Consider the following 24327-nt stretch of genomic DNA (forward strand, 5'->3'; position numbering starts at 1 on the left):
GGCGGAAGCCCGAAGCTCGGGATGCGGCGCCATGCCCGCCAACTACCAGAAATTCTCAACTCTTCATTGCGAACGACTCGGCCTCCGGGGACTTCGGTGACACCGAGGCTGGGCCAGAGGACGCCGGGTGCGGGACGGCGGCCGCGGCCCGGTCGCGGCGCAGCAGGGCCGCCACGGCGAGGGCGGCGACCGCGGCCGCGACGGCCGCGCAGGTGAGCGCGAGCTGCATGCCGTCGACGAACGCGCTCTGCGCCTGGCGCGCCACCTCGGGTCCCAGCCGGGAGGCGACCGCCAGCGAGGAGCGGGCCTGTTCGACGACCTGATCCGGCAGACCGGCCGGCTGCAGCTGGTCGCGGTAGGTCGACTGCATGACGCTGCCGAGCACGGCGATGCCGAGCGCGCCGCCCAGCTCGCGGGCCAGGTCGTTCACCGCCGAGCCGACGCCCTGCTTCGCGGCCGGCAGCGCCTCGGTGATCGCGGTCGTCGCGGGGGTCATGGCCAGGCCCATACCGGCGCCGAGCGGCAGCAGGCCGGCGAGCAGCGACCAGTAGGCGCTCGTGCCCTCCAGCCGCGAGATCACCAGCAGACCGGCGGTGACCAGGACGAGCCCGAGGATGATCACCGGGCGCGCGCCCACCCGGGGAACCAGCCGGGGCGCCATCCCGCGGGCACCGGACATGATCGCCAGGGACATCGGCAGCAGGCTCAGGGCCGCGCGCAGCGCGCTGTCACCCCGGACGAGCTGCAGATACTGCAGGACCAAAAAGATGAAGCCGAAGAAGCCGAAGAACTGCACCGTGATCGACAGCGTCCCGGCGGCGAAGGCGCGATGACCGAACAGGCGCGGGTCAAGAAGCGGGCTGCGGGCCCGAAGCTCCCAGGCCACGAACCCGGCCAGCACCGCGAGCCCACCCGCGATGCCGCCGAGCGTCCAGGGGCTGGTCCATCCCTCGGTCGGCGCCTCGATCACCGAGTAGACCGTGACGCCGAGGCCGACCACCGTCAGCAGCGCGCCGAACAGATCCAGCCGCGGGGCGGACGGGTCAGCCGACTCCGGGATCACCCGCAGCGTCGCGGCCAGGGCGACCACGGCGAGCGCGACGTTCAGCCCGAAGACGGAACGCCACGACCAGAACTCCAGGAGCAGGCCGGAGGTGAGCACTCCCAGCAGGGCGCTCGCCCCGGCGACGCCCGTCCAGGCCCCGACGGCGCGCGGGCGCTGATCCGCGGGGAAGGTCGCGGTGATGGTCGACAGGGTCGCCGGCATCACCAGGGCGGCGCCGGCGCCGAGCACGGCGCGCAGGGCGATCAGCCAGCCGGGAGTGCTCACCGCCAGCGCCGCCACCGAGCCGGCACCGAAGATCGCGAGGCCGGCGATCAGGGCTCGGCGGCGTCCGTACCGGTCGCCGATGGCCCCGCCGAGCAGCAGCAGAGCAGCGAATGGCAGGGCGTAGGCATCGATGATCCAGGACAGCTGGGTCTGGGTGGCATGGGTGTCGCGCGCGATCGACGGGAGCGCCACGTTCAGCGACGCGACGGCGGCGACGACGGTGGCGAGCGCGAGCATGATCACTGGGAGGGTGGCGCGGCTGGTGGCTCCGGCGGCGCCGCCGCGAACGCCGATGCCGCTGGTGCCGCTGGTGCCGCTGGTGCCGACGGTGCCGCTGGTGCCGACGGTGCCGCTCTGCGGGCCGGTTGGCGGCTCCTGGGCCGCCATGGGAATGGTCATCGTGACCTCCGGTGGGGAGATGCTGACGTTGCCAACCTGCGGCACCGCGTCCCATGATTTCAACGGTGATGAATAAACCCGTCGCGGGCAGCCGCGGCCGACGGCCCGGCAGCCCGGACACCCGCGCCGCGATCCTCGAGGTCGCCCGCCGCCGTTTCCTCGACCAGGGGTACCGCTCGGTCTCGCTGCGTGCGATCGCCGCCGAGGCCGGCGTGGACGTCGCCCTGATCAGCTACTTCTTCGGCTCCAAGAAGGGCCTGTTCGGTGCGGCGCTCGGTCTGGTCGCCAACCCGCCCGAACTGCTGTCCAGCGCGCTGCAGGGTGACCGGGCCACCATGCCGGAGCGGGTGCTGCGCACGATCGTCACCACCTGGGACGAGCCCGACCTCGGCGGCCAGCTGGAGGTCATGGCGGTGGCGCTGATGCAGGAGCCCGAGTTCGCCCGGCTGTTCCGGGAGGTACTGGAGCGCGAGATCATCGGTCGGGTGGCCGAGTACCTGGGCGGCGCCGATGCCCCCCAACGGGCAGCCGCGTTCAGCGCGCAGGTGGCCGGCATCATTTTCAGCCGCTACATCCTCCGGCTCGAACCCATCGCGAGCATGCCCGCCGATGAATTAGTCCGGTACCTCTCCCCCGGCCTGCGTGCCGTGCTGCGCTCCCCGCACCCAGGCTGGCGATGACGGTCACCGCGAGCGACACGGAACTGGCCACCCGTGCCATATTCGGACGCGTGACCAGTCCACAGGAGACACGCAGACGACTTCCGGCCTTCGCCGAGGTCGGGCTCGGCCTGGGCCAGATCGTGGACGGCGAGCTGCCCGGCACCATCGAGGTGCTTCCGACGATGTGGGCGTCCGGCAGCCGCCGGCCGATGATCTCGATCGCGGCCACCTGGGTCGACACCCAGCTCGGCATGCTCGCCATCCAGGCCCTCGAACCGCGGCTGGTGGTCACCCTCGAACTGGACGTCCACCTGTTCGACGGGATCGACGGCGCCACCTCACTGCGCACCGCGGCGCGCATCGCCCGCGCCGGGTCGTCGATTGTCGTCGCCCGGATGGACATCACCACGGCGACGGGGGTACGGGTCGGTTTCGGCCACGGCACGTTCATGGCCGCGCCCGACCCGACGAGGACGATGCCCAGCATCGCGAAGGCGCTGGCCAGGTACCAGGCCGGGCAGGCACCCCTGGACGAGCCGTTCGCGCGGCGGGTCGGCTGCGAGCGCACCGCGCCGGGCGAGGCCGTGATGCCCGTGGCCCCCTACGTGGTCAACGGCACGAAGGCGATCCAGGGCGGCCTGCTCACGGCGACCGTCGAGGAGGCCGCGCGCTCCGCCGACCCCGACAACCGGCCGCTGGCGCATATGCACGTCCGCTACCTGCGGCCGGTGCGGGTCGGGCCCGCCGTCGCCCGCGCCGCCGTGCACGGGGGCATCGGCGAGGTCGACGTCCACGACAGCGGCACCGGGGCACTCGCCCTGATCGGCACCACCCACGCCGCCACCAGCTGAGCCCGCGTCCGGCCTCCGGCGGCAGCTCAAGGCACACAACACCAAAATTCACCACAAAAGCGACTAAACCCACTTGGCGGCCCGCAAGCGTGAAGGATTTCGGTCGTCGGAACGACAAGAATCCTTCACTCTTGCGACTCGTCAAGCCGGAGCTCCAGCCCCCAGGGCGGGCATCGCCTGGCCGCGCGCCACCGGCGGATCCGAGCCCTCACCCGCCCCATAGTTTCAGTTACAGCACTACTGAAGCTAAGATTCGACCATGGTTTCAGGTCCGTCGGGCGGCCAGCGGGCCGGAGACACCCAGGCCGGCACGGGCGCGGGCACGGGCACCGGCTGGCCGGCCCTGGGCTGGGAGGAGCACGACTGGGCCTCGAAGATCCCGGATGATCTGGTCTCCACCCGGATGCGCGCACGCCATCGGGGTCCGTATCGAGCCGCCGTCGTGCCGGTGATCGCCGACCGGGCTCCGCCGCTCCCCGTCCACGTGGCGTCGCTGGCGGACGACGCCTCGGCCGAGATCGCCCGCTTCGACGCGGAACTCGGCGCGGAGGTCGCGCCGTTCGCCTCCGTCCTGCTCCGTTCCGAGTCCGCCTCATCCTCCAGGATCGAGAACCTCACCTCGGGAGCCAAGGCGATCGCCCTCGCCGAGCTCGGCAGCACCGAGAAACGCAACGCGGCCGAGATCGTCGGCAACGTCGCCGCGATGCGGGCGGCCCTCGACCTCGCCGACCGCCTGGACGAATCCGCCGTCCTCGCGATGCACGCCGCGCTGATGGCGGGCCACGCGCCGAGCATCGGCGGCCGGTGGCGCGAGGAGCAGGTCTGGATCGGCGGCGACTCCTACGGGCCCCATGGGGCGTCGTTCATACCCCCGCATCACCGCCACGTCCCGGCCCTGATGGCGGATCTCCTGTGCTTCGCGAACAGGGCCGATGTTCCGGTCCTGAGCCAGGCCGCCGTCGCGCACGCCCAGTTCGAGACGATCCACCCGTTCCCCGACGGGAACGGCCGAACCGGCCGTGCGCTCGTCCACGCGATGCTGCGTCGCCATGGCCTGACCCGCAACGTCACGGTGCCGGTCTCGGCCGGCCTGCTCACCGACACCGCGGCCTACTTCGACGCCCTCGACGCCTACCGTGACGGCGACGTGGCCCCGATCGTCGAAAGGTTCGCGACGGCGTCGGTCACCGCGATCACGAACGGGCGCCAGCTGGCGAGCGAGCTGCGGGCGATCCGCGCCGGCTGGGAGAATCGGCTGAAGATCCGGCGCGACGCCCGGGCGTGGCAGCTCGCGGACCTGCTGCTGCGCCAGCCCGTCGTCGACGCCCAGGCGGTGGCGGCCGAGCTGGGTGTCACCCGACAGAACGCCCAGCGGGTGATCGCGCCACTGGCGGAGGCCGGGATCATCACCGAGTTCACCGGCTTCACCCGCAACCGGATGTGGCAGGCCTCCGAAGTCCTCAGCGCGCTGGACTCGTTCGCCGCCCGCGCCGGCCGCCGCGGCGCCCCGTAGTAGCGGCCAGGGGGCACACCCGGCCAGCGAACGCGGTTCGACGGGGGGCGGCAGCAATACCGAACAGATGCGGCCGAGCAGATGCGTTGGAGCCGCGGAGATCCGGGCCCGGGCAGCATCCTGCTGCCATTATTAAGCTATAGCATGCTGGGGGGCTTGCCGCAAGACCCAGGTTGTACCGCAGAATCGCGGACCGAAGCCGGAACTGCGGAAACGAGGGTCGCGATATGCACGTGTCGCTGTCGACGAACGAACCACACGGGGTGGACATCCACCTCGGTTCGGAGCCGCTCGCGTGAATCCGGTGACGACGAGCGCGTTCGGTCTTCCCGACCATCTCACCGCCAAGGCCGCGCCGGAGCTGATCGCCGACGACGAGCGGCATCTGGCAGCCGTCGCGGCGAGCCTGGAGCAGTCGATCGCCGACCTGGTCCGCCGGCTCGACGCCGAGCGGCTGGCTCCCGGTGGTCTCGGCCAGGCGGCGATGGATCGGGACATCGAGATCTACCGGCTGAGCACCCGCCTGCGCGCCCTGCGCCGCTTCGGTCTGGACCTGTGCCTCGGCCGCATGGTCCACCCGGACGAGCCCGAACCCCTGTACGTCGGGCGGCTCGGCCTCACCGACGGCGCGGGGCGCCGGCTGCTGCTCGACTGGCGCTCCCCCGCGGCCGAGCCGTTCTTCGGCGCGACCCATGCGAACCCGATGGGCCTGACCAGCCGCCGCCGCTACCGCTGGGCCCGCGGCCGGATCAGCGACTACTGGGACGAGATCTTCACCGACGACGTCTTCGACGGGCACGCGGCGCTCGACGACCAGTCCGCGTTCATCGCCAGCCTCGGCAGCAGCCGGACGTCCCGCATGCGCGACGTGCTCGGCACCATCCAGGCCGACCAGGACGCCATCATCCGGGCCGGGTCCGACGGCGCGCTGGTCGTCGACGGCGGCCCGGGCACCGGCAAGACCGTCGTCGCGCTGCACCGCACCGCCTATCTGCTCTACTCCGACGCCCGGGTCGGGGCCCGCCGCGGTGGCGTGCTGGTGGTCGGCCCGCACCAGCCGTACCTGGCCTACGTCGCGGACGTCCTGCCGAGCCTCGGCGAGGAGGGCGTGCAGACCTGCACCGTGCGCGACCTGGTCACCGAAGGCGCGGCGGCGGTGGTCGAGGCCGACCCGGAAGTGGCCCGGCTGAAGTCGTCGGCGGACCTGGTGGGGGCGATCGAGGCGGCCGTCCGGTTCTACGAGGAGCCCCCCACCCAGGGCATGACGATCACGACCGGCTGGTCGGAGCTGTGGCTCGGCCCCGACGACTGGGCCGAGGCCTTCGACGCGCCGGAGCCCGGCACCCCGCACAACGAGGCACGTGACCGGGTCCTGGCGGAGCTGCTCACGATCCTGCTGGACAAGCACATCGACGCCGCCGGTATGGACTCCGACGGCGGCGACCGCGGCGAGGCCACGGCCGGGCTGGTCCGCCGGTCGCTGCTGCGCAACCGGGAGCTGCTCACCGCCCTGAACAACGCCTGGCCGCTGCTTGAGGCGGCCGACCTGGTCGCGGACCTGTGGTCGGTGCCCGCCTACCTGCGCAGATGCGCGCCGTGGCTGAGCCCGGACGAGGTCCGCCGGCTCCAGCGCCCGCGGGCGGGCGCCTGGACCGTCGCCGACCTGCCGTTCCTCGACGCGGCCCGCCGCCGCCTCGGTGACCCGGCCGAAGCCCGCCGCCGACGCCGGCAGTCCGCCGCGACCGCGGCCGAACAGGAGCGCATGACCAGGGTCATCGACAACCTGCTCGCGGCCGACGACGACGGCGAGGGCGCGATGACGATGCTGCGCGGGCAGGACCTCCGGGACACCCTCGTCGACTCCGCCGCGCTGCCGGCGACCGACCCGGACCTGCTCGCCGGCCCGTTCGCGCACATCATCGTGGACGAGGCCCAGGAGCTGACCGACGCGCAGTGGCAGATGCTGCTGGCACGCTGCCCGTCCCGCAGCTTCACCGTCGTCGGGGACCGCGCCCAGGCCCGGCACGGTTTCACCGAGTCGTGGCAGGAGCGGATCGGGCGGGCCGGCTTCGACCGGATCACGCTGGCGTCGCTGACCGTCAACTACCGCACCCCCGAGGAGGTCATGGCCGCGGCCGAGCCGGTCATCCGCGCGGCGCTGCCGGACGCCAACGTGCCGACCTCGATCCGCAGCAGCGGCCTTCCCGTCGTGTACGGGTCGACGTCCGAGCTGGGTTCGATCCTCGACACGTGGCTCGCCGCGAACACCGAAGGGACCGCCTGCGTCATCGGCGATCCGACGTTCGCGGCGACGTCGCGGGTGCGGTCGCTGCCACCGGAGCTGTCGAAGGGGCTCGAGTTCGACCTGGTCGTCCTCGTCGACCCGGCGGCGTTCGGCGACGGCGTCGAGGGGGCCGTCGACCGCTATGTCGCGATGACCCGCGCCACCCAGCAGCTCGTCATCCTCACCAGCCGCTGACCGCGACCTGACCCGCCAGCTCGCTGGCCCGGTGTTCCGCGAGCAAGGGTCGCCAGGCCACTGCGCCGGCCTCCACGGATGCAGGGAGGAACAGGGCCGCCACACCTGGCCGATCAAGCCCCGACCCGCGGCTCGCGTCGGTTTCTCGGGTCAGGATGGCGCCAGCCAGATTTTGGCGGGATCTGACCACTACCAGCTACTACCCGACGACCATGGGGAGCGGGAGGGGTTGGAAGCCGGGAAGATCAAAGGATTTTGGTCGTTGTAACGACCAAAATCCCTTGATCTTGTCCGATGGCAACCGCGGACGCGGTTGCGGCCGGGTGTCGCCGCGCCGCCGGGCAGGGGCCGCCGCGCCTGGCCCATCAAGCCCCGACCCGCGACTCAGTCAGTTTGGTGTCAGAAGTGAAGATCTTGGCGCCGGCAGCAACCGAAATCCTCACTTCTTGTGGATTGTCAAGCGATCCCGCGCCCCGTTTGTGACTATTGCCGTGAATTGCTGGCGTCGGGTTGCCGGGAGTGCCGTGCGGTCGACTTGCCGAGCCCGGCGTCGCCGCCAAGGATCCAACGCACACGATGCGTCATCCGAACAGGTCAGCCAACCGCGCTCTGTCCGGAAGCCAGCCGGACTACCCGCCGGTGCCGAATACGCAATGCCGGGAGACGTCGACATGGGTGATCCGGGTTTTCCCTTCGAGGACCGGCAGGACTTCGCCGACGCGGAGCGGGGGCTGATCGCGACGCTGGACCCCGGGGTGGTCGAGGACGACCACGGCACGGTGGTCTGGGACAACGACTCCTATGCGTCGTTCCTGCGTGGTGACGGTGCCGACTCGGTACACCGGAGCCTGTGGCGGCAGTCGTCGCTGGTCACCCGCCAGGGGCTGTTCGAGGTCGTGCCCGGTATCTACCAGGTGCGGGGCCTGGACCTGTCGAACGTCTCGTTCGTGGAGGGCGACACGGGCGTAGTCGTCATCGATCCGCTGTTGTCGGTGGAGACCGCGCGGGCGGCGATGAAGCTCTACCGGTCGCAGCGCGGCGGCCGGCCGGTCACCGGTGTGATCTACACGCACAGCCACGCCGACCACTTCGGCGGGGTGAAGGGCGTCGTCGACGAGGCGGATGTCGACGCCGGCCGGGTGCCGGTGATCGCGCCGCAGGGGTTCCTGGAGCACGCGATCTCGGAGAACGTCTACGCGGGCACGGCGATGGCCCGCCGGGCCGGCTACATGTACGGCGCGGCGCTGCCGCGCGGGCCCCGGGGCGGGGTCGGGGCCGGGCTGGGGCAGACGACCTCGACCGGGACGGTGAGCCTCATCCCGCCCACCGTCGACATCACCCGGACGGGCCAGGAGCTGACCGTCGACGGGGTACGGATGGTGTTCCAGCTGGCGCCGAACTCCGAGGCACCGGCGGAGATGCACTTCCTGCTCCCCGCGCGGCGGGCACTGTGCATCGCCGAGAACGCGACCCACACCCTGCACAACGTGCTGACGCTGCGCGGGGCGCTGGTGCGTGACCCGCGTTCCTGGGCCCGCTATCTGACCGAGGCCATCGAGATGTTCGCCGGCGCCGCCGACGGCGCTTCGGGCGTGGACGTCGTCTTCGCGTCGCACCACTGGCCGACCTGGGGCGCGGACAACGTCGTCGAGTTCCTGCGGCTGCAGCGCGATCTGTATGCGTACCAGCACGACCAGACCGTCCGGCTCATCAACAAGGGCTGGACCGGGGCGGAGATCGCCGAGATGGTCGAGCTGCCGCCAGCCCTGCGGCGCGCCTGGCATGCACACGGCTTCTACGGGTCGGTCAGCCACAACGTCAAGGCGGTCTACCAGCGCTACATGGGCTGGTACGACGGGAATCCGGCCCGGCTGTGGCAGCATCCCCCGGCGGAGGCGGCACGCCGCTACGTCGAGTTCATGGGCGGCGCCGACGCCGTGGTCGACAAGGCGCGCCGTTGTGCCGACGAGGGCGACCTGCGGTGGGCCGCGCAGGTGCTCGACCATGTCGTGTTCGCCGAGCCCGACCACAAGGAAGGCCGGGCCCTGCTCGCGGACGTGCTCGAACAGCTCGGGTTCGGCTGTGAGAACGGCACGTGGCGCAACTGCTACCTTTCCGGGGCGCAGGAGCTGCGGGACGGCAACTTCGGCACACCGACCGTGACCAGCGCCCCCGACCTGCTCGCCCAGCTCCCTCCGGAGATGTTCCTCGACGCGCTGTCGGTGCAGGTGAACGGGCCCGAGGCGTGGCATCTCGACCTGGCGATCCGCTGGGTGTTCCCCGACGACCGGCCGGACGGGTCGTCCTTCCGCACGACGCTGACCAACGGCGTCCTCACCGCGGTGCGCGGAGGTGCCGGTGACGTCTCACTCACGATCACCCTGCCCCGGGCGGCGATGACGGCGGTGGCCGCGGGCCGCCTCGACGCCGCCCGCGGCGCCGGGCTCTCGCTCGACGGCGACGAGCGGACCCTGCAGCAGCTGCTCGGCGTCCTAGACCCCGGTGACCCCGGTTTCAACATCGTCGAACCCTGATCCGCCCCTGATCCGACACCTGTGGGTGGCATTGCCGGCAAGCAAGAAAGGAGGATTTCGGCTACCACAATGACCAAAACCCTCACTTCTTGCGGATTATCAGGCGACCCTGCGGGGGCTTTTTGCCGCTCTTGTCATGAATTTTTCGGCCCAGGTGCCAAGGCACGCCACCAGCGGAGCTCATAGCCGCGCAGGAGATCGCCAGCTGCGGCCGATGGCGGGCAGCTCCCCGCCGGTCAGCGGCCACCGCCGATCGCCTTTCCGAACAGCAGGGCGCCGAGCAGGAGGAACAGCACCATCATGACCGGCCCGTTGTGCGCGACCATCCACCGCCGCCACTCGTCGAGCGGCGCCCTCGCCCGTTCCCCCAGCGCAAGGTAGAAGACCAGCGGTGTCAGGATGCCCACCGAGCCGAGCAACACGTAGACCGTGAGCGCGCCGGCCTGGGCCAGCCCGGACACCCCGGTCTGGGCGACCACGGCAGCGGCGGTCACGGTCAGCGACAGGTTCTTCGGGTTGGCAGCCGCCACCAGCGCGCCGAGCCTCGCCGACCGCCGCGGGCCGATCTTCTGGATCGTCGCCATCCAGGTCGGCTGGGGCGCCGGGTGCCGCCCGTCCGGGCGACGCCGCCACAGCTGGGCCGCGCGCCACAGGAACAGCGCCCCGAGACATCCCTTGATCACCCGTACCGCGGTCGTGGGGCCGCTGTGAGCGCTGTAGTCGCGGCCGTCCGCGACGACCAGGGCGAGCGCGGTGACGACGCACAGCCCCACCAGCCAGCCGGCCGCGAAGGCCGGCCCACAGGCCCGTGCCCGCGGCGCGCCCAGCAGCAGGATCATCGCGACGATCGGCAACGGGCTGATCGCCGCTCCGACCGCCAGTGGCAGGAGAACCTCCGCCGCCTCACCCATGGCCGGACATTTCACCCCGGCGACGAGCCTTCCGGCGAGGCCCCCGCATGGACACTCCATGAATTCGATCCACCACTCCAAGTATCCCAGCGTGGGTGGACGACCAGATCAGGACCGACCAGCCGGGGAGCCGGGGAGCCGGAAGCATCCCTCGCTGCGGCGACGTCTCCGAAGGCCGGGTTTTCGGTGCGAACCACGGAAGAAGTTCGCCCGCGCGGCCATGAAAATCCCGCAACGCCTGCTGTTGCACGATCACACTGCCCGCAGCCGGCCACGGGCTGTCCGCCCGAGCCTCGGTCAACTGCCGATTCTGCTCGGCGTAGGCGGGCGCCGACCCGCGACCCGGCGCCCGCCACGACTGCTGCTCGACGGCAAGGTTGGTGGCGGGTCAGCCCGCAACCGCTGGCCCGCCGTGCACACTGAGCCGGTGGATGATCGTGCCGAAGCGAGCGAGGCGCCAGCCCGCGACGTGCCTGCGCCCGACGCGATCGTCGGGCGCAGGCGGGAGATCGCGGCGCTGCGCGGATGGCTGAGGTCGGCTGGCGGCGGCGCCGGTCGCCTGGTGCTGTGCGCGGGCGAGGCGGGAATCGGGAAGACCCGACTGGCGCGCGAGCTGGCCGGGATGGCCCTGGCCGGCGGGTGCGCCGTGGCGTGGGGTCGCTGCGCCGAGACGGAGGGCGCACCCGCCTTCTGGCCGTGGCGCCAGGCGCTGCGGTCCCTCGGCGCCGATCCCGACGGTGTGCTGGGGCGCGGCGAGGCGCAGTCGCCGCAGGACAGGTTCCGGGTGTTCGAGGGCGTCGCCGACGCGATCGGTGGCATCGCGGCCCGGGGTGGGCTGACCGTGGTCCTCGACGACATCCACCGCGCCGACGAGCCTTCCCTGCTCGTCCTGCGCCATCTCGCCGATCAGGTGGCCGACGCGCAGCTGCTGATCCTCGCCACCTTCCGTGACCGCGAACCGGCCGGCGCACTCGCCCGCGTGCTGCCCGATCTGCTGCGGTCACCGGCCGCCGTGCGTCTCGACCTACGGGGATTCGACCTGGCGGAGGTCAGCGAACAGCTGCGGCGCATGACGACCTCGGGGACGGACTCGGGGACGGACTCGGGGACGGAGGTCGCCGCGTCCGATGGCGAGTCCACCGCCACCGCCGACGAGACCGAGGCCGAGATGACGGCGTCGGCGTCGGCGTCCGCGACGGCGCGGCTGGTGCTTGAGGTCACCGCTGGGAACCCGCTGTTCGTCCGGGAGATCGGACGGGCGGTGGTGGAAGGCACCTGGCGACCGGAGCAGCCCCCGCGTACCGTGCTCGACGCCGTTGGCGCCCGGCTCGACCGGGTCGGTCCACGATGCCGCCGGCTGGTGCAGGCGGCCGCCGTCGCCGGCCGGCGTTTCGGGATCGCGCTCGTCGCCACGATGATCGGCGAGCCCGTCGAGGAGTGCCTGCGGCTGGCCGACGAGGCGGCCGCGCATGGCCTGCTCGACCGGCTCGGCGCCGGCGAGTTCCAGTTCGTGCACGTGCTGACCAGGGACGCCGTCGAGGCGTCACTCGCCGGCCCGGAATCGGCCAGCCTGCACCGCGCGGTTGCCACCGCCCTCGCGGACCGGTTCGCGGACGATCCGGCCGAGCACCTCGCGGACATCGCGCGGCACTGGGCGCAGCTCGCGCCCTACGGCGCGGCCGAGGCCGAGGCGGCCCGCGTCTGGACGGCACGGGCCGCCGATGAGGCGGTGCGCCGCCTCGCCCACGAGGAGGGCGCACGGCTGTACCGGGCCGCTCTCACCTTCGGCCAGAGCTCGACGACCGACACCGACCGGTGTCACCTGCTGGTCGCGCTCGGCCGGGCCAGCTACCTGGCCGGTGATCTGGCTGGCTGCCTGGACGCCGCCGCCCGGGCGGCCGACGCCGCACGCGCGGCCGGACGGCCCGATCTGCTCGCCGACGCCGCACTGGTGCTCGAGGCGGCGCCGGGGCAGGACGTCAACGCGCTCGCCCACCAGCTCTGCGAGGAGGCCCTCGCCCGGCTGGGCACAGCCACAGCGGCCACTGGCACAGCAGTTACTGGCACAGCAGCCGCGACCGCGGTGTCCGAGGACCCGACGTCCCCGACGGTGGCGTTGCGCGCCCGGCTACTGGCCCAGCGCGCCCACCTCGCGTTCTACGCCGGCGAGCAGGACCAGCTGGCGAGCCAGAGCGCCGAGGCGCTCACGCTCGCCCGCAGGTGTGCTGACGACCAGGCGCTCACCGACGCGCTGCGCGCCCGGCAGGAAGCCTGCCCGGGGCCGGCGGGCCGGGAGGAGCGGCTTGCGCTGGCCACCGAGATGCTGGCGCTCTCCCGGCGGACGAACAGTGCCCGAACGGCCATGTGGGGCGAGCTGTGGCGAATCGAGGCGCTGGTCGAGAGCGGCCAGCTTCCGGCGGCGGCCGAGGAGCTCCCCGGACTGCGGGCAGCTGTCGAGCAGGTCGGCGGACCGGTCAGTGCCTGGCACCGTGACCGGGCCACCGCGTGCGTCGCCCAGGCACGGGGCCGCTACGCCGAGGCGCTCGCGGCCGGGCGGCGCGGGTTCGACCGTATGCGTGTCATCGAACCCGCACCGGCCGGCGGCGCCTACATGGCGCTCACCTACGCGCTCGCCTGCCACCTCGGCCTCGGCGCCGGCACCGGCGTCGGCAGCGGCTTCGGGACCGGGACCGGGGCCGGGGCCGGGGCCGGGGCCGGGGCCGGGGCCGGGGCCGGGGCCGGGGCCGGGGCCGGGGCCGGCAGCGAGGCGGACAGCGAGGCGGAGGCGGTCCTGCGGCAGACGTTCGAGCCGCCGCCCCGCTTCCGGACAATGGCCCCGCTCACCCGGGCGGCCATGTTCCTCGTCGCCGGGCAGCCGGAGGCGGCAGCGGCGACGTACGAGCTCGCCGGGCCGCCCGCCTCGTGGTCGCTGCCGGCGTTCTTCGTCCTGCCTGGCCAGGTGTACGCCGTGCTCACGGTCGCCGGACTCGTCACCGCGGGGCTCGGGAGGTCCGACGAGCTCGACGGCCTGCTCGAGCGGCTCCAGGCGTTCCGCGGCGAGCACGCCAGCGGCGGCGGGGTCTCCTATCTTGGCCCGGTGGAGCTGGCGCTGGGGCGCGGCGCGCTCACCCTCGGCCGGCTCGACCAGGCCGTCGACGACCTGACCACCGCGGCCGGGATCGCGGGCCGCGCCGGTGCACCCGGCTTCGTGGCCCAGGCGCGATACCACCTGGCGACCGCGCTGCTGGCTCGCGGCGCGCCCGGCGACCGGGCCCTGGCCGTCGCGGCCGCCCGCGATGCCAACCGCGTCGCACAGGTCCTCGGCATGACGGCCTACACCGGCCTGACCTCGGCGCTGGTCGCCGACCTCGGCGATGCCGGCACGCCCAACGGCGCCCGCTCATCCGGTGACATCCACCTGCCTGCGTCGGTCGGAGGGTCTGCCGCGGTCGGAGGGTCTGCCGTGGTCGGAGGGTCTGCCGTGGTCGGCGGACCCGCTGCCGCGGAGCTGGTGCCGGATCCCGGGGAGGAAATGCTGAGCCCGCGAGAGCGGGAGGTAGCCCGCCTGGTCGCCGAGGGCCTGACCAACCGGCAGATCGCGGCACGGCTCGTCATCTCCGAGCGCACCGCGCAGAACCACGTCCAGCACATACTCACCAAGCTCGGTTTCCGCGCGCGCAGCCAGATCGCCGCCTGGGTCGTCCGTAACTCACGCGATGAGCAGCGGATGAGTATGCCCGCTGAGTAGTTCGGCGGACGTCACGGCGCCGCCGCCCGCCTAACGTTCCTCTCGTCGCCGGCCCTGCCCGGGCCGGAAAACGAAAAGGAACAGCAGGAACCGGGAGGAAACCAGAAATGCAGTGGATCACTGTTGCCATTCCGCCGTTCGAGACGGTCGAGCAGGCCGACGCCGTGTTCGCCCAGGTGGGCGCGGAGCCCGCCGGGCTGCGGGAGCGCTACGTCGGGGCGGGCCCCGACGGCAGGCTGCGCGTCGTCGCCCTGTGGGAGTCGAAGGCGCACGCGGACGAGTTCTTCGCGACGACGCTGGGCCCGGCGCTGGCCCGCGCGCTGGGCCCCGAGCCCGCCGGTCGGCCGGAGATCATCGGCATCGACGTCGCCCGCGCCTACGTCAGCCAGCCGACTCGTTGATCAGCCCCCTGGCTCGAAAGGTCCAACCAGGCAATGAGGCTTCAGGCAGGCCGGATCGCGCTGGTCGCCGCTGTTCTGTGGTCGGCCAGCTGGGCCGTCGCCGACAGCGCCGCGGCATCTACGTCGGTCTCCGGTTTCGCGAACCGCAGTGGCGATTTCAATGGTGACGGGCGGGACGACATCCTTTCCTTCGACCATCAGACCAACGGCGTGGATGTCGCCCTGAGTACTGTCCTGCCGGCGCAGTGGAACTCCCTGCAGACCTTCGGTGTTCGGGAACGCTGGGCGGACACGCCGCGCGGGCCGGACGATCTGACGCTGGTCGGCGACGCCGACGGAGACGGCCTCGACGACCTCGTGACCATCACCGCGCGGAAGGGCGATGCCGGTGTGGTCCGCGTCTGGCTCAGTACCGGCTCCACGTTCGTCGACTCGCCTGGCTGGCAGGACTCCCTGCCGGCCGGGCAGCTGGTGACCGCTGACGACCTGGCGGTCGTACCGGCGGTCGGCGACTTCAACGGCGACGGCCTGGCCGATGTCGCGGCCTTCGTCACCGCCGGCTCCGCGGCCGGCACCGTCCGGTTCGCGCTGTCGACCGGTACCGGTTTCGATTCCGTCCAGGCCGTGGCCGACGCGTTTCCCGCCGGGACTGGAGCAGCGCCCGAGGTGGGAGACTTCAACGGCGACGGCCGGGACGATTTCGCCGTCTTCACCCGAGGCGTCACCGCCGACGTGTATGTCTCGGTGTCGACCGGCTACGGGTTCGATCCCGCCGCACTGTGGCATGACAGTTTCGCGGGCGGCAGCGGATATCCCGCGGTCGGGGATTTCAACGGTGACGGCCGGGACGACATGGTGGCCTTCACCCACGACGCCGCGGCCGACGTGTACGTGGCACTGTCGACGGGCAGTGGATTCTCCGGGACGACGAAGTGGCAGGACAACTTCGCGCCCAGGCCGGAATACCCGGGAGTGGGCGACGCCGACGGGGACGGCCGCGACGACATCCTGGTCTACACCGGTGGTCCCGCCAATGACGTGTGGGTCGCGCTCAGCACCTACTTCTGGACGCCCCGGACTGGTGTCGTCCGGTACTTCGGAAACAGCGAAAAATGGCACGACAACTTTTCGATTGGAAACTACGCACTAGGCATCGCATACTGGCCCTGATCCATTCCCGGGCCCACTGTGCCGTGCACGACTACTACTCACGTCTCGACCTCGAGGTCCTGTTCGGCGTCACCCGGTGCGGCTGAGCGCCCCCTGCGCCCACCGGCCCGCGCCCCGCGTTCGCCGCACCACGGCGAACGCGGGGCTTCGGCATGCTGCGTATCGGCTGTATCCCAAGCCGGGGTCCGCTCACGCAGCCAGCTGCACATCGCCCTCGCACGCTTCGCGGACCGAACGAGCCGGCCACGGCCAACCACGGCTAACCGACGCGGGCGGCCCACAGGGCGCTGATGGGCAGGGCCCAGATCCGGTCGCCGAGGTCGAACGGCAGCGGACCGGTGTGGAACACGACGCCCGCGCGGAAGTCCGCACCGAGCTGGTCGCGCAGCCAGGCGAGATGGCGGGCGTCCCGGGCCGACGGCGCCGAGGATGCCTTGATCTCGATCGCGATCACCTGGCCCCGGCCGAGGTCGATGACGATGTCGACCTCCTGCCCGTCGCGGGAGCGGATGTGGTGCAGCCGGGCACGCGGGTGCAGCAGCGTCACCTCCGGTCGCAGCTGAGCCACGACGAAGGTGTCGAGGATCCGGCCGAGCAGGTCCCCGTCGCGCAGGACGCTCTGCTCATCCACCCGGGCTGCGGCGAGCGCGAGGGCGGGGTCGGTCAGATACCGCTTCGCCCGTTTGGTCAGCCTGTGCAGACGGTTCGTCGACCAGGCGGGAACGAGGTCGAGCAGGTACAGCGCGCCCAGGATCCGGTCGTAGGCGTCCGCCGTCCGCTGGTTGATCTCGGCGGCCTGGCAGAGCGTGCCGTCGGCGGGAAGCCCGGCCGTCGAAAGCCCCAGCACCTCGAGATAGCGGCGCAGCCGGACGGGGTCGCGCTGCTCCCCAGCGGCGGCCACATCGCGGGTGACGACATGGTCGACATAGGCGTCCAGCCAGGCGAGCCGCCCACGCGCGCTCAGGTGCAGGGCGGCCTGGGGAAAGCCGCTGCGCAGCGCCAGGTCCACATAGTCGTCCAGGCTCGGCGGCGGACCGGAGACGCTCAGGCGGGAGAGGTCGCCGGTGAGGAGCAGTTCGAGCAGGCTCGGCCGGTCGACCGCACCGGCGATCTCCCGCTCGGTCAGGCCGTGCAGCACCAGCCGGACGACCCGCCCCGTGCCGGGCCACTGGCGGGTGGTGAATTCCGCTTCGACGCTGCCGGTGAGGAGGAACCGGCCAGGTCGGGGATCTTCATCGACCGCACGCTTGACCGCGCCCAGGACCTCCGGCACCTCCTGCCACTCGTCGAGGAGGACCGGCTCGCTCACCCGGCGCAGGGCCGCATCCGGATTCGCCGCGACCGCCGCGGCGACCGCGGGGTCATCGAGCCGCAGAACGTCGCCGGCGATCCGCCTGGCAGAGGTCGTCTTCCCCGCCGCACGCGGGCCCGTGACCATGACGGCAGGCAGCTCGGTGAGCAGATCGGCCAGTGGTCCATCAGCGATCCGTGGAACGTACCCTGACATGGGCATACAGCAACACTACACGTTTTGCGGGGCGTGCAGTACAAGTTCCGCGGACCTTCGAGTACACGTTTTGCGGGGCATTGGCTGAGCACCAGGGCGTCGGCGTCGGAGGTGTCGACCCCTCGAAGACTTGCAAAAGCGGCGAAGGAATGGACGTCAAGAGCTCTCAAGGAAGAGGAACGCGAAGCCCTCTAGTTTCGTGGGTGGAACGGTCACGCTCGCGCCGAAAGCTGACCAGTGCTGTCAGAAACCCCGAATATCGACCAGGTGCAAAGCCCACAGCCGGGCCGACGTCCCGCCCGGGGATCCTCACCCCCGTGCGGGACGTCGGCTGGCGAGCGCGACGGCCGCAGGGCCGGCCAGGGCGGTGAGCGTGGCGATCCGGTCGGCGAACGCCCTGCGTTGGCTGACGTTCACCAGTGTGATCACATCGCCGGCCGCCGCCAGCGCCACCAGCGCGACCAGGTCCGCCGGGGCGGCCTGCGGGGTGACCTCACCGCGCAGCACCGGACCGGCGGCGCGGTTCAGCTCCCGCACCCGAGGCCGGTCGAGGAGCACGACCGCAGACGTCGGGATGACGGAGAGCACCCGCCCCCGGGCCACCCGCAGCCAGCCCGCCGACTCCAGGTCGTCACGGGTCTCGACCGCCGCGCGGCGGTGGTCGTGGTCGATCCAGTCCACCCAGGCTCGTGGGGCCGGAGCCTCGCTGATCTGGCGGTGGACCGCGGCGACGAGCGGATCGGCGCGCCCGGCCCCGCCCCGCGGCGTCGGCTCCCCTCGCCCGGGCGGCAGGTCCGCGGCCACCCGGGCCAGCCCACCGTCGTCGGTGAGCCATCCGTCCGTCTCCAGTTCGACCAGCGCCGCAGCCCGCAGGGCCCGGCCGAGGCGCCGGTTGGCGTACATCTGGTCCTTCTCCAGGTTGTAGGCCAGGAGATAGAGCTTCGCGGGCAGCGAGGTGGGCAGGTCAGGATTCACACGAATGTGAATACAACGCCACGCCCAAGCGGCCAGTACCGCAGGCGACAGCCCCGGCACGCGGCCAGGCCTGCGCGCGGGGGCCGTCCGCCCGATACACAGCAGTTGTTCAGGTGCTGCTCAGCAATGGGCCTTAGCGTAAGGACCATGACGTCCGGGCCCGAGCCCCGAGCGGCCGCCGGGCGCGCCTTCGGGTTACGCGGCATACACACCCTGCTGATCGCCTCCGCGGTCACGATCGTCACGCTCGCCGTGGTGGTCGCCGTGCTCGCGTCCCGGCCCGGCGGGAGCCCGCAGGCACGGGCAGGCACCGTCCCGACACCGTCGGCAAGCCCCAGCGCGAGCCCGTCCCCCAGCGTGGCGGATGTCTACCAGCGGGTCGTGCCGTCCGTGGTGGTGGTGCGGACAGAGCACGGGACGGTCGGCTCCGGGGTGATCGTGGCGGGCGACGGCACCGTCCTCACCGCCAGCCATGTCGTCACCGACGGCGGCGCGATCAGCCTCACCTTCTCCGACGGGACCCGGTCCACCGCCACGGTGGCCTCGACGGACCCGGAGACCGACACCGCGATGCTCACACCGGCGACACTGCCGCGGCCGGTCGTGCCGGCCACGCTCGGCAGCCGCGTCGAGGTCGGCGGCGAGGTGATCGCGCTGGGCAATCCGCTCGGGCTGACGTTCAGTGTCTCCTCCGGCGTCGTGTCGGGCCTGGATCGCACCGCGCCCTCGACGGCCACGGAGAGCGGTGAGCTGTCCGGGCTGATCCAGTTCGACGCCGCGGTGAACGCCGGCAGCTCCGGGGGCCCGCTACTCGACGCCGACGGCCTGGTCGTCGGGATCGTCGTCTCCATCGCCGACCCCGGCGAGGACGAGGCATTCGCCGGCATCGGTTTCGCCGTGCCCATCTCCAGCGCCCTGCGCAGCGGCGGTGGCGGCTCCGGGCCCGGTGGCGGCCGCGGGCCGCGGATCTGACGTCCACCAAGGTCACGAAAGGGATCGACAGAGACCATGACGCAGGACGCCGACGTCAGCAGCCCCGCTGGAACGGCCGACGGGGGCACCGGCAGCGGGACCCCCATGACCGCGCCCATACCCGCGCCCGCCCCGGCACCCGCACCCGCCCGCGGCGCGGCCAGCCCGCTCGAGCAGGTGCTGTTCGAGGTGAAACGCACGATCGTCGGGCAGGACGTGCTGCTGGAGCGGATGGCGATCGGACTGCTCGCCGGCGGCCATCTGCTGGTCGAGGGCGTGCCGGGGCTGGCGAAGACGCTGGCGGTGAAGTCGCTGGCCAGCGCGGTCGGCGGGCAGTTCCAGCGCATCCAGTTCACCCCTGACCTCCTGCCCGCCGACCTGGTCGGCACCCGGGTCTACCGCCAGCACACCGGGGAGTTCGAGACGACGCTCGGACCGGTCTTCACCAACCTGCTGCTCGCCGACGAGATCAACCGGGCCCCGGCGAAGGTGCAGAGCGCGCTGCTGGAGGTGATGCAGGAGCGTCAGGTGACGATCGGGCGCGAGACCTACCCCGTCCCCGACCCGTTCCTGGTCCTGGCGACGCAGAACCCGATCGAGTCCGAGGGCACCTACCCGCTGCCGGAGGCCCAGGTCGACCGTTTCATGATGAAGGTCCTCGTCCACTACCCGGCGCCGGTGGAGGAGCACGCCATCGTCGACCGGGCCCTGCGGCCCCCCTTGCCGACCCAGCGGATCCTCACCCCCGAGGACCTGGTGCGGATGCGGGCGCAGGTCCAGGACGTGTACGTCGACCCGGCCATCGTCGACTACGCGGTGCGGCTCGTCGTCGCCACCCGCTCGCTGGGCACGGTGGGGCTGGGCAACCTGGACCGCTACGTCACCCACGGCGCCAGCCCGCGCGCGTCGATCGCCCTCGTGCTGGGCGCCCGGGCGCTGGCCTACCTGCGCGGCCGGGACTACGCCATTCCGCAGGACCTGTACGCGCTCGTCCCCGACGTGCTGCGCCACCGCCTCGTGCTGTCATATGAGGCGCTGGCCGACGACGTCGCCCCCGACACCGTCATCGCCGGCGTGCTGCGGGCCGTGCCGATGCCCGAGGTCCCGCTGCGGGCCCGGTGATGGCGGGCGCACCCGACCGGCTGCTGCTGCGGCTGGAGTGGCAGGTGGTCCGCCGCCTCGACGGGCGGGTGCTGGGCGCCTACCGCACGCCGTACCGCGGGTCCGGCCTCGACTTCGCCGGACTGCGCGGCTACGTCGAGACCGACGACGCCCGCCGCATCGACTGGAACGCGACCGCCCGGCTGAACGAGCCGCAGGTACGCCAGTTCACCGAGGACCGCGAGCTGACCCTGTGGCTGGTGCTCGACCGGACGGCGTCGATGACCGTCGGCGCCCCCGGCCGCGGGAAGCATGACGTCCTCGCCGAGCTGGCGCTGGTGCTGGCGCGGCTGTTCGGGCGCGGCGGGAACCGGGTCGGCGCGGTCCTCCACGACGGCGCCACGACCCGGGTCGTGCCACCGGGCACCGGCCGTGGCCAGGTGCTGCGCATCGGCCACGAGCTGGCCCGCACCGCCACGGCACCACCGAAGGCGGGCACCACCGACGTCGCCGCGATGCTGGGCACCGCGGCACGCCTGGCGCGGCGCCGGTCGCTGATCATCGTCATCTCCGACTTCATCGGCACCGCCGGCTGGGACCGGCCGCTGCTGCGGCTGGCACACCGCCACGAGGTCGTGGCCCTGCGCGTCGTGGACGCCGCCGACGACGCCCTGCCGGAGGTGGGGCTCGTCCTGGTCGAGGACGCCGAGACCGGCGAGCAGCTGCTCGTCGACTCCGGTGACCCGCTGCTGCGCGCCCGGCTACGCGACGCGGTGGCCGAACGTGAGGCGGACCTGGCCGGCCGCATGCGCCGCGCCGGGGTCCCGCTGCACCGGATCGACACCGACCGCGACCTGCTCCCCGCCCTCGCCGGGGTCGCCGCCAGCACCCGGTGGCGGCGCACATGAGCCTCACCGCCCCCTGGCTGCTCGTTCCGGGCGTGCTGGTCGTGGCCGCGCTCGCCGTCGCCGCGACGATGACGGCGCGGCGCCGCCGGGCGGCCCTCGCCGCGGCCGGTGTGGACGCCGCCGCGGGCCGCCGCGGGCCGCAGCTCGGGATCTGGCTCAGCCTCATAGGAATCGCGGTGCTCACGTTCGCGGCGGCGGGGCCGGCGGCCTCCGTTCCCGTCTCCCGCGCCGCGGGCACGGTGATCGTCGCCGTGGACGTCTCGAACAGCATGGGCGCCACCGACGTGACGCCCACCCGGCTGGACGCGGCGAAGAAGGCGGCGGCCGCGTTCGTCGCCGCCCAGCCCGACAGCGTCGACGTGGGCGTGGTCGCGTTCCAGGACGGCGCGCTCACCACCCATCAGCCCAGCGCCGACCACGCCGCCGCCGAGGCGGCGATCGACCGGCTGAAGGTCACCGGCGGCACGTCGCTGGCGGAGGCGATCCTCACCTCGCTGTCGGCGATCACGGGCCGCACGGTCCGGCTCGGCGCGGACGGCTCCGCGCCGGACCTCGGGTACTGGAGCTCGGCGACCATCGTGCTGTTCTCCGACGGGGAGGACGGCGGCGCCGGTGCCAACGCGGGCACCAGCGGCAGTGGCGGCAGCACCGGTGGTGGTGGCGCCGGTGGTGGCGACGCCGGTGGTGGCGACGCCGCCGGGGCGACCGAGGCCGCCGCCGGGGCCGCCCAGGCCGCCGGGGTGCACGTCGAGACGGTCGGTGTCGGCACCACCGCCGGCGCGACCGTCGAGGTGGACGGCTACCGGCTGCACACCGCGCTGGACGAGGACACGCTGAAGGCCATCGCCCAGACGACCGGCGGCTCCTACCACCCGGCCTCGCAGGCGTCCGAGCTGGACGGCGTCGCCTCGGCCATCGACCTGCGGCGGACCACCCAGCACGAGGACCTGCCGCTGGCCGGGGCGTTCACCGCCTTCGCGGTCCTGCTGCTGGCAGCCGGCGCGGTCCCCACGATCCTGCGCACGGGAAGGGTCGCCTGATGTCCCTCACCTGGCCCTGGGCGCTGGCGACGCTGCTCGTCGTCCCGCTGCTGACCGCCGTCACCTGGCTGGCCCGGCGCCGCCGGCGGCGGGCCGCCATCCGGGTGACGTCGGTCGCGCTGCTGCGGGTGGCGCTGCCCGGCCGGAAACGGTGGCAGCGGCACATCCCCGTCGCCCTGTTCGTGCTCGGGCTGGCCACGCTCGGCGTCGGCGCCGCCCGCCCGCAGGCGAACGTCCCGATCGCGGCGAACTCGACGACGATCCTGCTGGCGCTGGACGTCTCGGGCTCGATGTGCTCCACCGACGTGTCCCCGAACCGGCTCACCGCCGCGGAGAAGGCGGCCACCGACTTCATCCGGGCCCAGCCGGGCGGCTCCCGCATCGGCCTGGTCACCTTCGCCGGCACCGCCGGTCTGCTCGTCCCGCCGACCGACGACACCGACAAGCTGCTGGACGCGCTGAAGAGCCTGACGACGTCCCGCGGCACCGCCATCGGCCAGGGGATCCTCACCTCCATCGACGCCATCGCCGAGGTCGACCCGTCGGTCCCCCCGACCGGGGCGGACGTCCCGGCCGGCGGCATCGGCGGGGAGTACGCGGCGGACGTCATCGTGGTGCTCACCGACGGCGCCAACACCGTGGGCGTCGACCCGCAGACCGCCGCGGGGGAAGCCGCCGCCCGCCGCCTGCGGGTCTACACGATCGGCTTCGGGACGACGACACCGGCGCCGATGGTCTGCGACAGCTCGCAGATCGGCGACGACGCCTTCGGGTTCGGCGGCGGGTTCGGCGGGGGCGGCGGCTTCGGTGGAGGAGGTGGCGGCTTCGGTGGCGGCCGCAACGGTGAACGCGACCCGCGGGCCATCGACGAGGACGCGCTGAAGCAGGTCGCGAGCACCACCGGGGGCACCTACTACCGCGCGCAGAACGCGAACGAGCTGCAGGACGCCCTGGCCGACCTCCCCCGCACCATCACCGTGACGCACGAGCACCGCGACATCGCCTCCTGGTTCGCCGGCATCGGCGGCCTCCTCGTCGCCACTGCCCTCGCCCTGTCCCTGTGGTGGAACCGCCTGCGCCGCCCCCGGCCGCTTCCCGCCGCGCGCCAGCCCACCGGGCCTCCCGCACCACCACCCCGCGCTCGCAGTAGAGCCAATTGACAACCCGCAAGAAGTGAGGGTTTCGGCCGCTTTCGAGCCCGTCGTCGAATCGCGGACTTCGGGAAGCCTTGCTGTCGGACAAGAGTTGAGGATTGTGGTCGTCGGGGCGACCGCAATCCCATGATCTTCGGACGGTGATCTCGGGCCGCATCCCGGGCAACCGTTGCGACCAGGCAAGAGTTGAGGATCGCGGTCGTCGGCAGGACAAAAATTCCATGATCTTCGAACGGCGGCGTCCTCGACCGTGCCCCCGACTGTCGATCTCGACTGGCGTTGGATTCGCGACGGGCTCTTTCGCAGCAATTACCCCAACTTCTGACACGAAAAACTGACGTGAGCTGCGGGTCGGGGCTTGATCGGCTGGTTGTGGCGGGTTGGGTGGGCTGGGTCCGGTCAGGCGGGGTCGAAGCGGATGGTGAGGCCGAGGGCGTTCGCTTCGCGGATCATGCGTCGCATCGCGCGTTGCGGGTTCTTCCTCGTGTGGTAGTCGGCGCCGAGGTCCTTGTGTCCGGTCCTGTCGTGCAGGACATGCCAGATCGCGACGGTGAGCTTGTGCATGACAGCGACCAGGGCCCGCTGCTTCCCCCGGCGGGTGGCGATCCGCCGGTAGAACGCCCCGTAGTAGGAGTTCTTCTGCCTGATCGCGGCCATCGCGGCCACCCCGAG

Annotated in this window: 17 protein-coding genes and 2 pseudogenes; 13 read left to right on the forward strand and 6 right to left on the reverse strand. The window is 72.4% G+C overall.

Annotated elements, in window-relative coordinates; all coding sequences use genetic code 11:
- Positions 1–55: 55 nt before the first annotated feature.
- Positions 56–1729 (reverse strand): MFS transporter, encoded by a 1674-nt coding sequence (locus AWX74_RS18255; RefSeq protein WP_226931315.1) that lies wholly within the window; start codon positions 1727–1729, stop codon positions 56–58.
- A 68-nt stretch (positions 1730–1797) separates the two neighbouring features.
- Between AWX74_RS18255 and AWX74_RS18260 the strand changes: the two genes are divergently transcribed.
- From AWX74_RS18260 to AWX74_RS18280, 5 genes are all read left to right on the forward strand, one after another.
- A complete protein-coding gene (locus tag AWX74_RS18260) occupies positions 1798–2409 on the forward strand; it encodes a TetR/AcrR family transcriptional regulator (RefSeq protein ID WP_226933052.1) in 612 nt (203 codons plus the stop codon).
- Between the two features lie 50 nt (positions 2410–2459).
- Positions 2460–3242: a PaaI family thioesterase gene (locus AWX74_RS18265; RefSeq protein ID WP_242666299.1), complete on the forward strand. Its 783-nt coding sequence runs from the start codon at positions 2460–2462 to the stop codon at positions 3240–3242.
- Positions 3243–3501: 259 nt separating this feature from the next.
- A complete protein-coding gene (locus AWX74_RS42070; protein WP_193209849.1) occupies positions 3502–4755 on the forward strand; it encodes a Fic family protein in 1254 nt (417 codons plus the stop codon).
- Positions 4756–5050: 295 nt separating this feature from the next.
- A complete protein-coding gene (helR, locus tag AWX74_RS18275; RefSeq protein WP_091278178.1) occupies positions 5051–7234 on the forward strand; it encodes an RNA polymerase recycling motor ATPase HelR in 2184 nt (727 codons plus the stop codon).
- Positions 7235–7905: 671 nt separating this feature from the next.
- Positions 7906–9768 (forward strand): alkyl/aryl-sulfatase, encoded by a 1863-nt coding sequence (locus tag AWX74_RS18280; RefSeq protein ID WP_091278256.1) that lies wholly within the window; start codon positions 7906–7908, stop codon positions 9766–9768.
- Positions 9769–10004: 236 nt separating this feature from the next.
- Here AWX74_RS18280 and AWX74_RS18285 read toward each other — a convergent pair whose 3' ends face one another.
- Both AWX74_RS18285 and AWX74_RS41360 read right to left on the reverse strand, forming a co-directional pair.
- Positions 10005–10679 (reverse strand): GAP family protein, encoded by a 675-nt coding sequence (locus tag AWX74_RS18285; protein ID WP_165615678.1) that lies wholly within the window; start codon positions 10677–10679, stop codon positions 10005–10007.
- 135 nt (positions 10680–10814) lie between these two features.
- Positions 10815–11058: pseudogene (locus AWX74_RS41360) on the reverse strand (RNA-guided endonuclease TnpB family protein); the annotation flags it as partial.
- A 48-nt stretch (positions 11059–11106) separates the two neighbouring features.
- On the opposite strand from AWX74_RS41360, the gene AWX74_RS18295 reads away from it, so the two are divergent.
- From AWX74_RS18295 to AWX74_RS18305, 3 genes are all read left to right on the forward strand, one after another.
- Positions 11107–14427 (forward strand): helix-turn-helix transcriptional regulator, encoded by a 3321-nt coding sequence (locus AWX74_RS18295; protein WP_242666300.1) that lies wholly within the window; start codon positions 11107–11109, stop codon positions 14425–14427.
- A 107-nt stretch (positions 14428–14534) separates the two neighbouring features.
- Positions 14535–14828, forward strand: a complete 294-nt coding sequence (locus AWX74_RS18300) for a hypothetical protein (protein WP_091278183.1) — start codon at positions 14535–14537, stop codon at positions 14826–14828.
- A gap of 33 nt (positions 14829–14861) precedes the next feature.
- Complete coding sequence (locus AWX74_RS18305) at positions 14862–15998, forward strand: FG-GAP repeat domain-containing protein (protein ID WP_091278185.1); 1137 nt, start codon at positions 14862–14864, stop codon at positions 15996–15998.
- Positions 15999–16257: 259 nt separating this feature from the next.
- On the opposite strand, the gene AWX74_RS18310 is transcribed toward AWX74_RS18305, so the two are convergent.
- A complete protein-coding gene (locus tag AWX74_RS18310; protein ID WP_091278187.1) occupies positions 16258–17511 on the reverse strand; it encodes an ATP-binding protein in 1254 nt (417 codons plus the stop codon).
- Between the two features lie 303 nt (positions 17512–17814).
- The gene (locus AWX74_RS18315) at positions 17815–18480 is read right to left on the reverse strand and encodes a GOLPH3/VPS74 family protein (RefSeq protein WP_091278188.1); all 666 of its coding nucleotides are present in this window, start codon (positions 18478–18480) and stop codon (positions 17815–17817) included.
- Positions 18481–18627: 147 nt separating this feature from the next.
- Between AWX74_RS18315 and AWX74_RS18320 the strand changes: the two genes are divergently transcribed.
- Genes AWX74_RS18320 through AWX74_RS18340 form a run of 5 tightly spaced genes read left to right on the forward strand, consistent with a single transcriptional unit; the run spans position 18628 to position 23661 of the window.
- The gene (locus AWX74_RS18320) at positions 18628–19452 is read left to right on the forward strand and encodes a S1C family serine protease (protein ID WP_091278190.1); all 825 of its coding nucleotides are present in this window, start codon (positions 18628–18630) and stop codon (positions 19450–19452) included.
- Between the two features lie 36 nt (positions 19453–19488).
- The gene (locus AWX74_RS18325) at positions 19489–20574 is read left to right on the forward strand and encodes an AAA family ATPase (RefSeq protein ID WP_207550364.1); all 1086 of its coding nucleotides are present in this window, start codon (positions 19489–19491) and stop codon (positions 20572–20574) included.
- A complete protein-coding gene (locus tag AWX74_RS18330; protein WP_091278192.1) occupies positions 20574–21461 on the forward strand; it encodes a DUF58 domain-containing protein in 888 nt (295 codons plus the stop codon). The genes AWX74_RS18325 and AWX74_RS18330 overlap by 1 nt, the downstream gene beginning before the upstream one ends.
- Positions 21458–22501, forward strand: a complete 1044-nt coding sequence (locus AWX74_RS18335; RefSeq protein WP_091278194.1) for a VWA domain-containing protein — start codon at positions 21458–21460, stop codon at positions 22499–22501. The genes AWX74_RS18330 and AWX74_RS18335 overlap by 4 nt, the downstream gene beginning before the upstream one ends.
- Positions 22501–23661 carry a VWA domain-containing protein gene (locus AWX74_RS18340; protein WP_091278196.1) on the forward strand — a complete coding sequence of 387 codons (1161 nt, stop codon included), beginning with the start codon at positions 22501–22503 and terminating at the stop codon, positions 23659–23661. The genes AWX74_RS18335 and AWX74_RS18340 overlap by 1 nt, the downstream gene beginning before the upstream one ends.
- A gap of 393 nt (positions 23662–24054) precedes the next feature.
- Here the strand turns inward: AWX74_RS18340 and AWX74_RS18345 are convergent.
- Positions 24055–24327, reverse strand: a pseudogene (locus AWX74_RS18345) (IS110 family transposase); the annotation flags it as partial.

Source organism: Parafrankia irregularis, from assembly GCF_001536285.1.
Taxonomy (GTDB): domain Bacteria; phylum Actinomycetota; class Actinomycetes; order Frankiales; family Frankiaceae; genus Parafrankia; species Parafrankia irregularis.

Coding starts and splice junctions, on each gene's coding strand:
- AWX74_RS18255 (WP_226931315.1), bottom strand. CDS start 1,729: ATGACCATTCCCATGGCGGCCCAGGAGCCGCCAACCGGCCCGCAGAGC.
- AWX74_RS18260 (WP_226933052.1), top strand. CDS start 1,798: ATGAATAAACCCGTCGCGGGCAGCCGCGGCCGACGGCCCGGCAGCCCG.
- AWX74_RS42070 (WP_193209849.1), top strand. CDS start 3,502: ATGGTTTCAGGTCCGTCGGGCGGCCAGCGGGCCGGAGACACCCAGGCC.
- AWX74_RS18280 (WP_091278256.1), top strand. CDS start 7,906: ATGGGTGATCCGGGTTTTCCCTTCGAGGACCGGCAGGACTTCGCCGAC.
- AWX74_RS18285 (WP_165615678.1), bottom strand. CDS start 10,679: ATGGGTGAGGCGGCGGAGGTTCTCCTGCCACTGGCGGTCGGAGCGGCG.
- AWX74_RS18300 (WP_091278183.1), top strand. CDS start 14,535: ATGCAGTGGATCACTGTTGCCATTCCGCCGTTCGAGACGGTCGAGCAG.
- AWX74_RS18305 (WP_091278185.1), top strand. CDS start 14,862: ATGAGGCTTCAGGCAGGCCGGATCGCGCTGGTCGCCGCTGTTCTGTGG.
- AWX74_RS18310 (WP_091278187.1), bottom strand. CDS start 17,511: ATGCCCATGTCAGGGTACGTTCCACGGATCGCTGATGGACCACTGGCC.
- AWX74_RS18320 (WP_091278190.1), top strand. CDS start 18,628: ATGACGTCCGGGCCCGAGCCCCGAGCGGCCGCCGGGCGCGCCTTCGGG.
- AWX74_RS18325 (WP_207550364.1), top strand. CDS start 19,489: ATGACGCAGGACGCCGACGTCAGCAGCCCCGCTGGAACGGCCGACGGG.
- AWX74_RS18330 (WP_091278192.1), top strand. CDS start 20,574: ATGGCGGGCGCACCCGACCGGCTGCTGCTGCGGCTGGAGTGGCAGGTG.
- AWX74_RS18335 (WP_091278194.1), top strand. CDS start 21,458: ATGAGCCTCACCGCCCCCTGGCTGCTCGTTCCGGGCGTGCTGGTCGTG.
- AWX74_RS18340 (WP_091278196.1), top strand. CDS start 22,501: ATGTCCCTCACCTGGCCCTGGGCGCTGGCGACGCTGCTCGTCGTCCCG.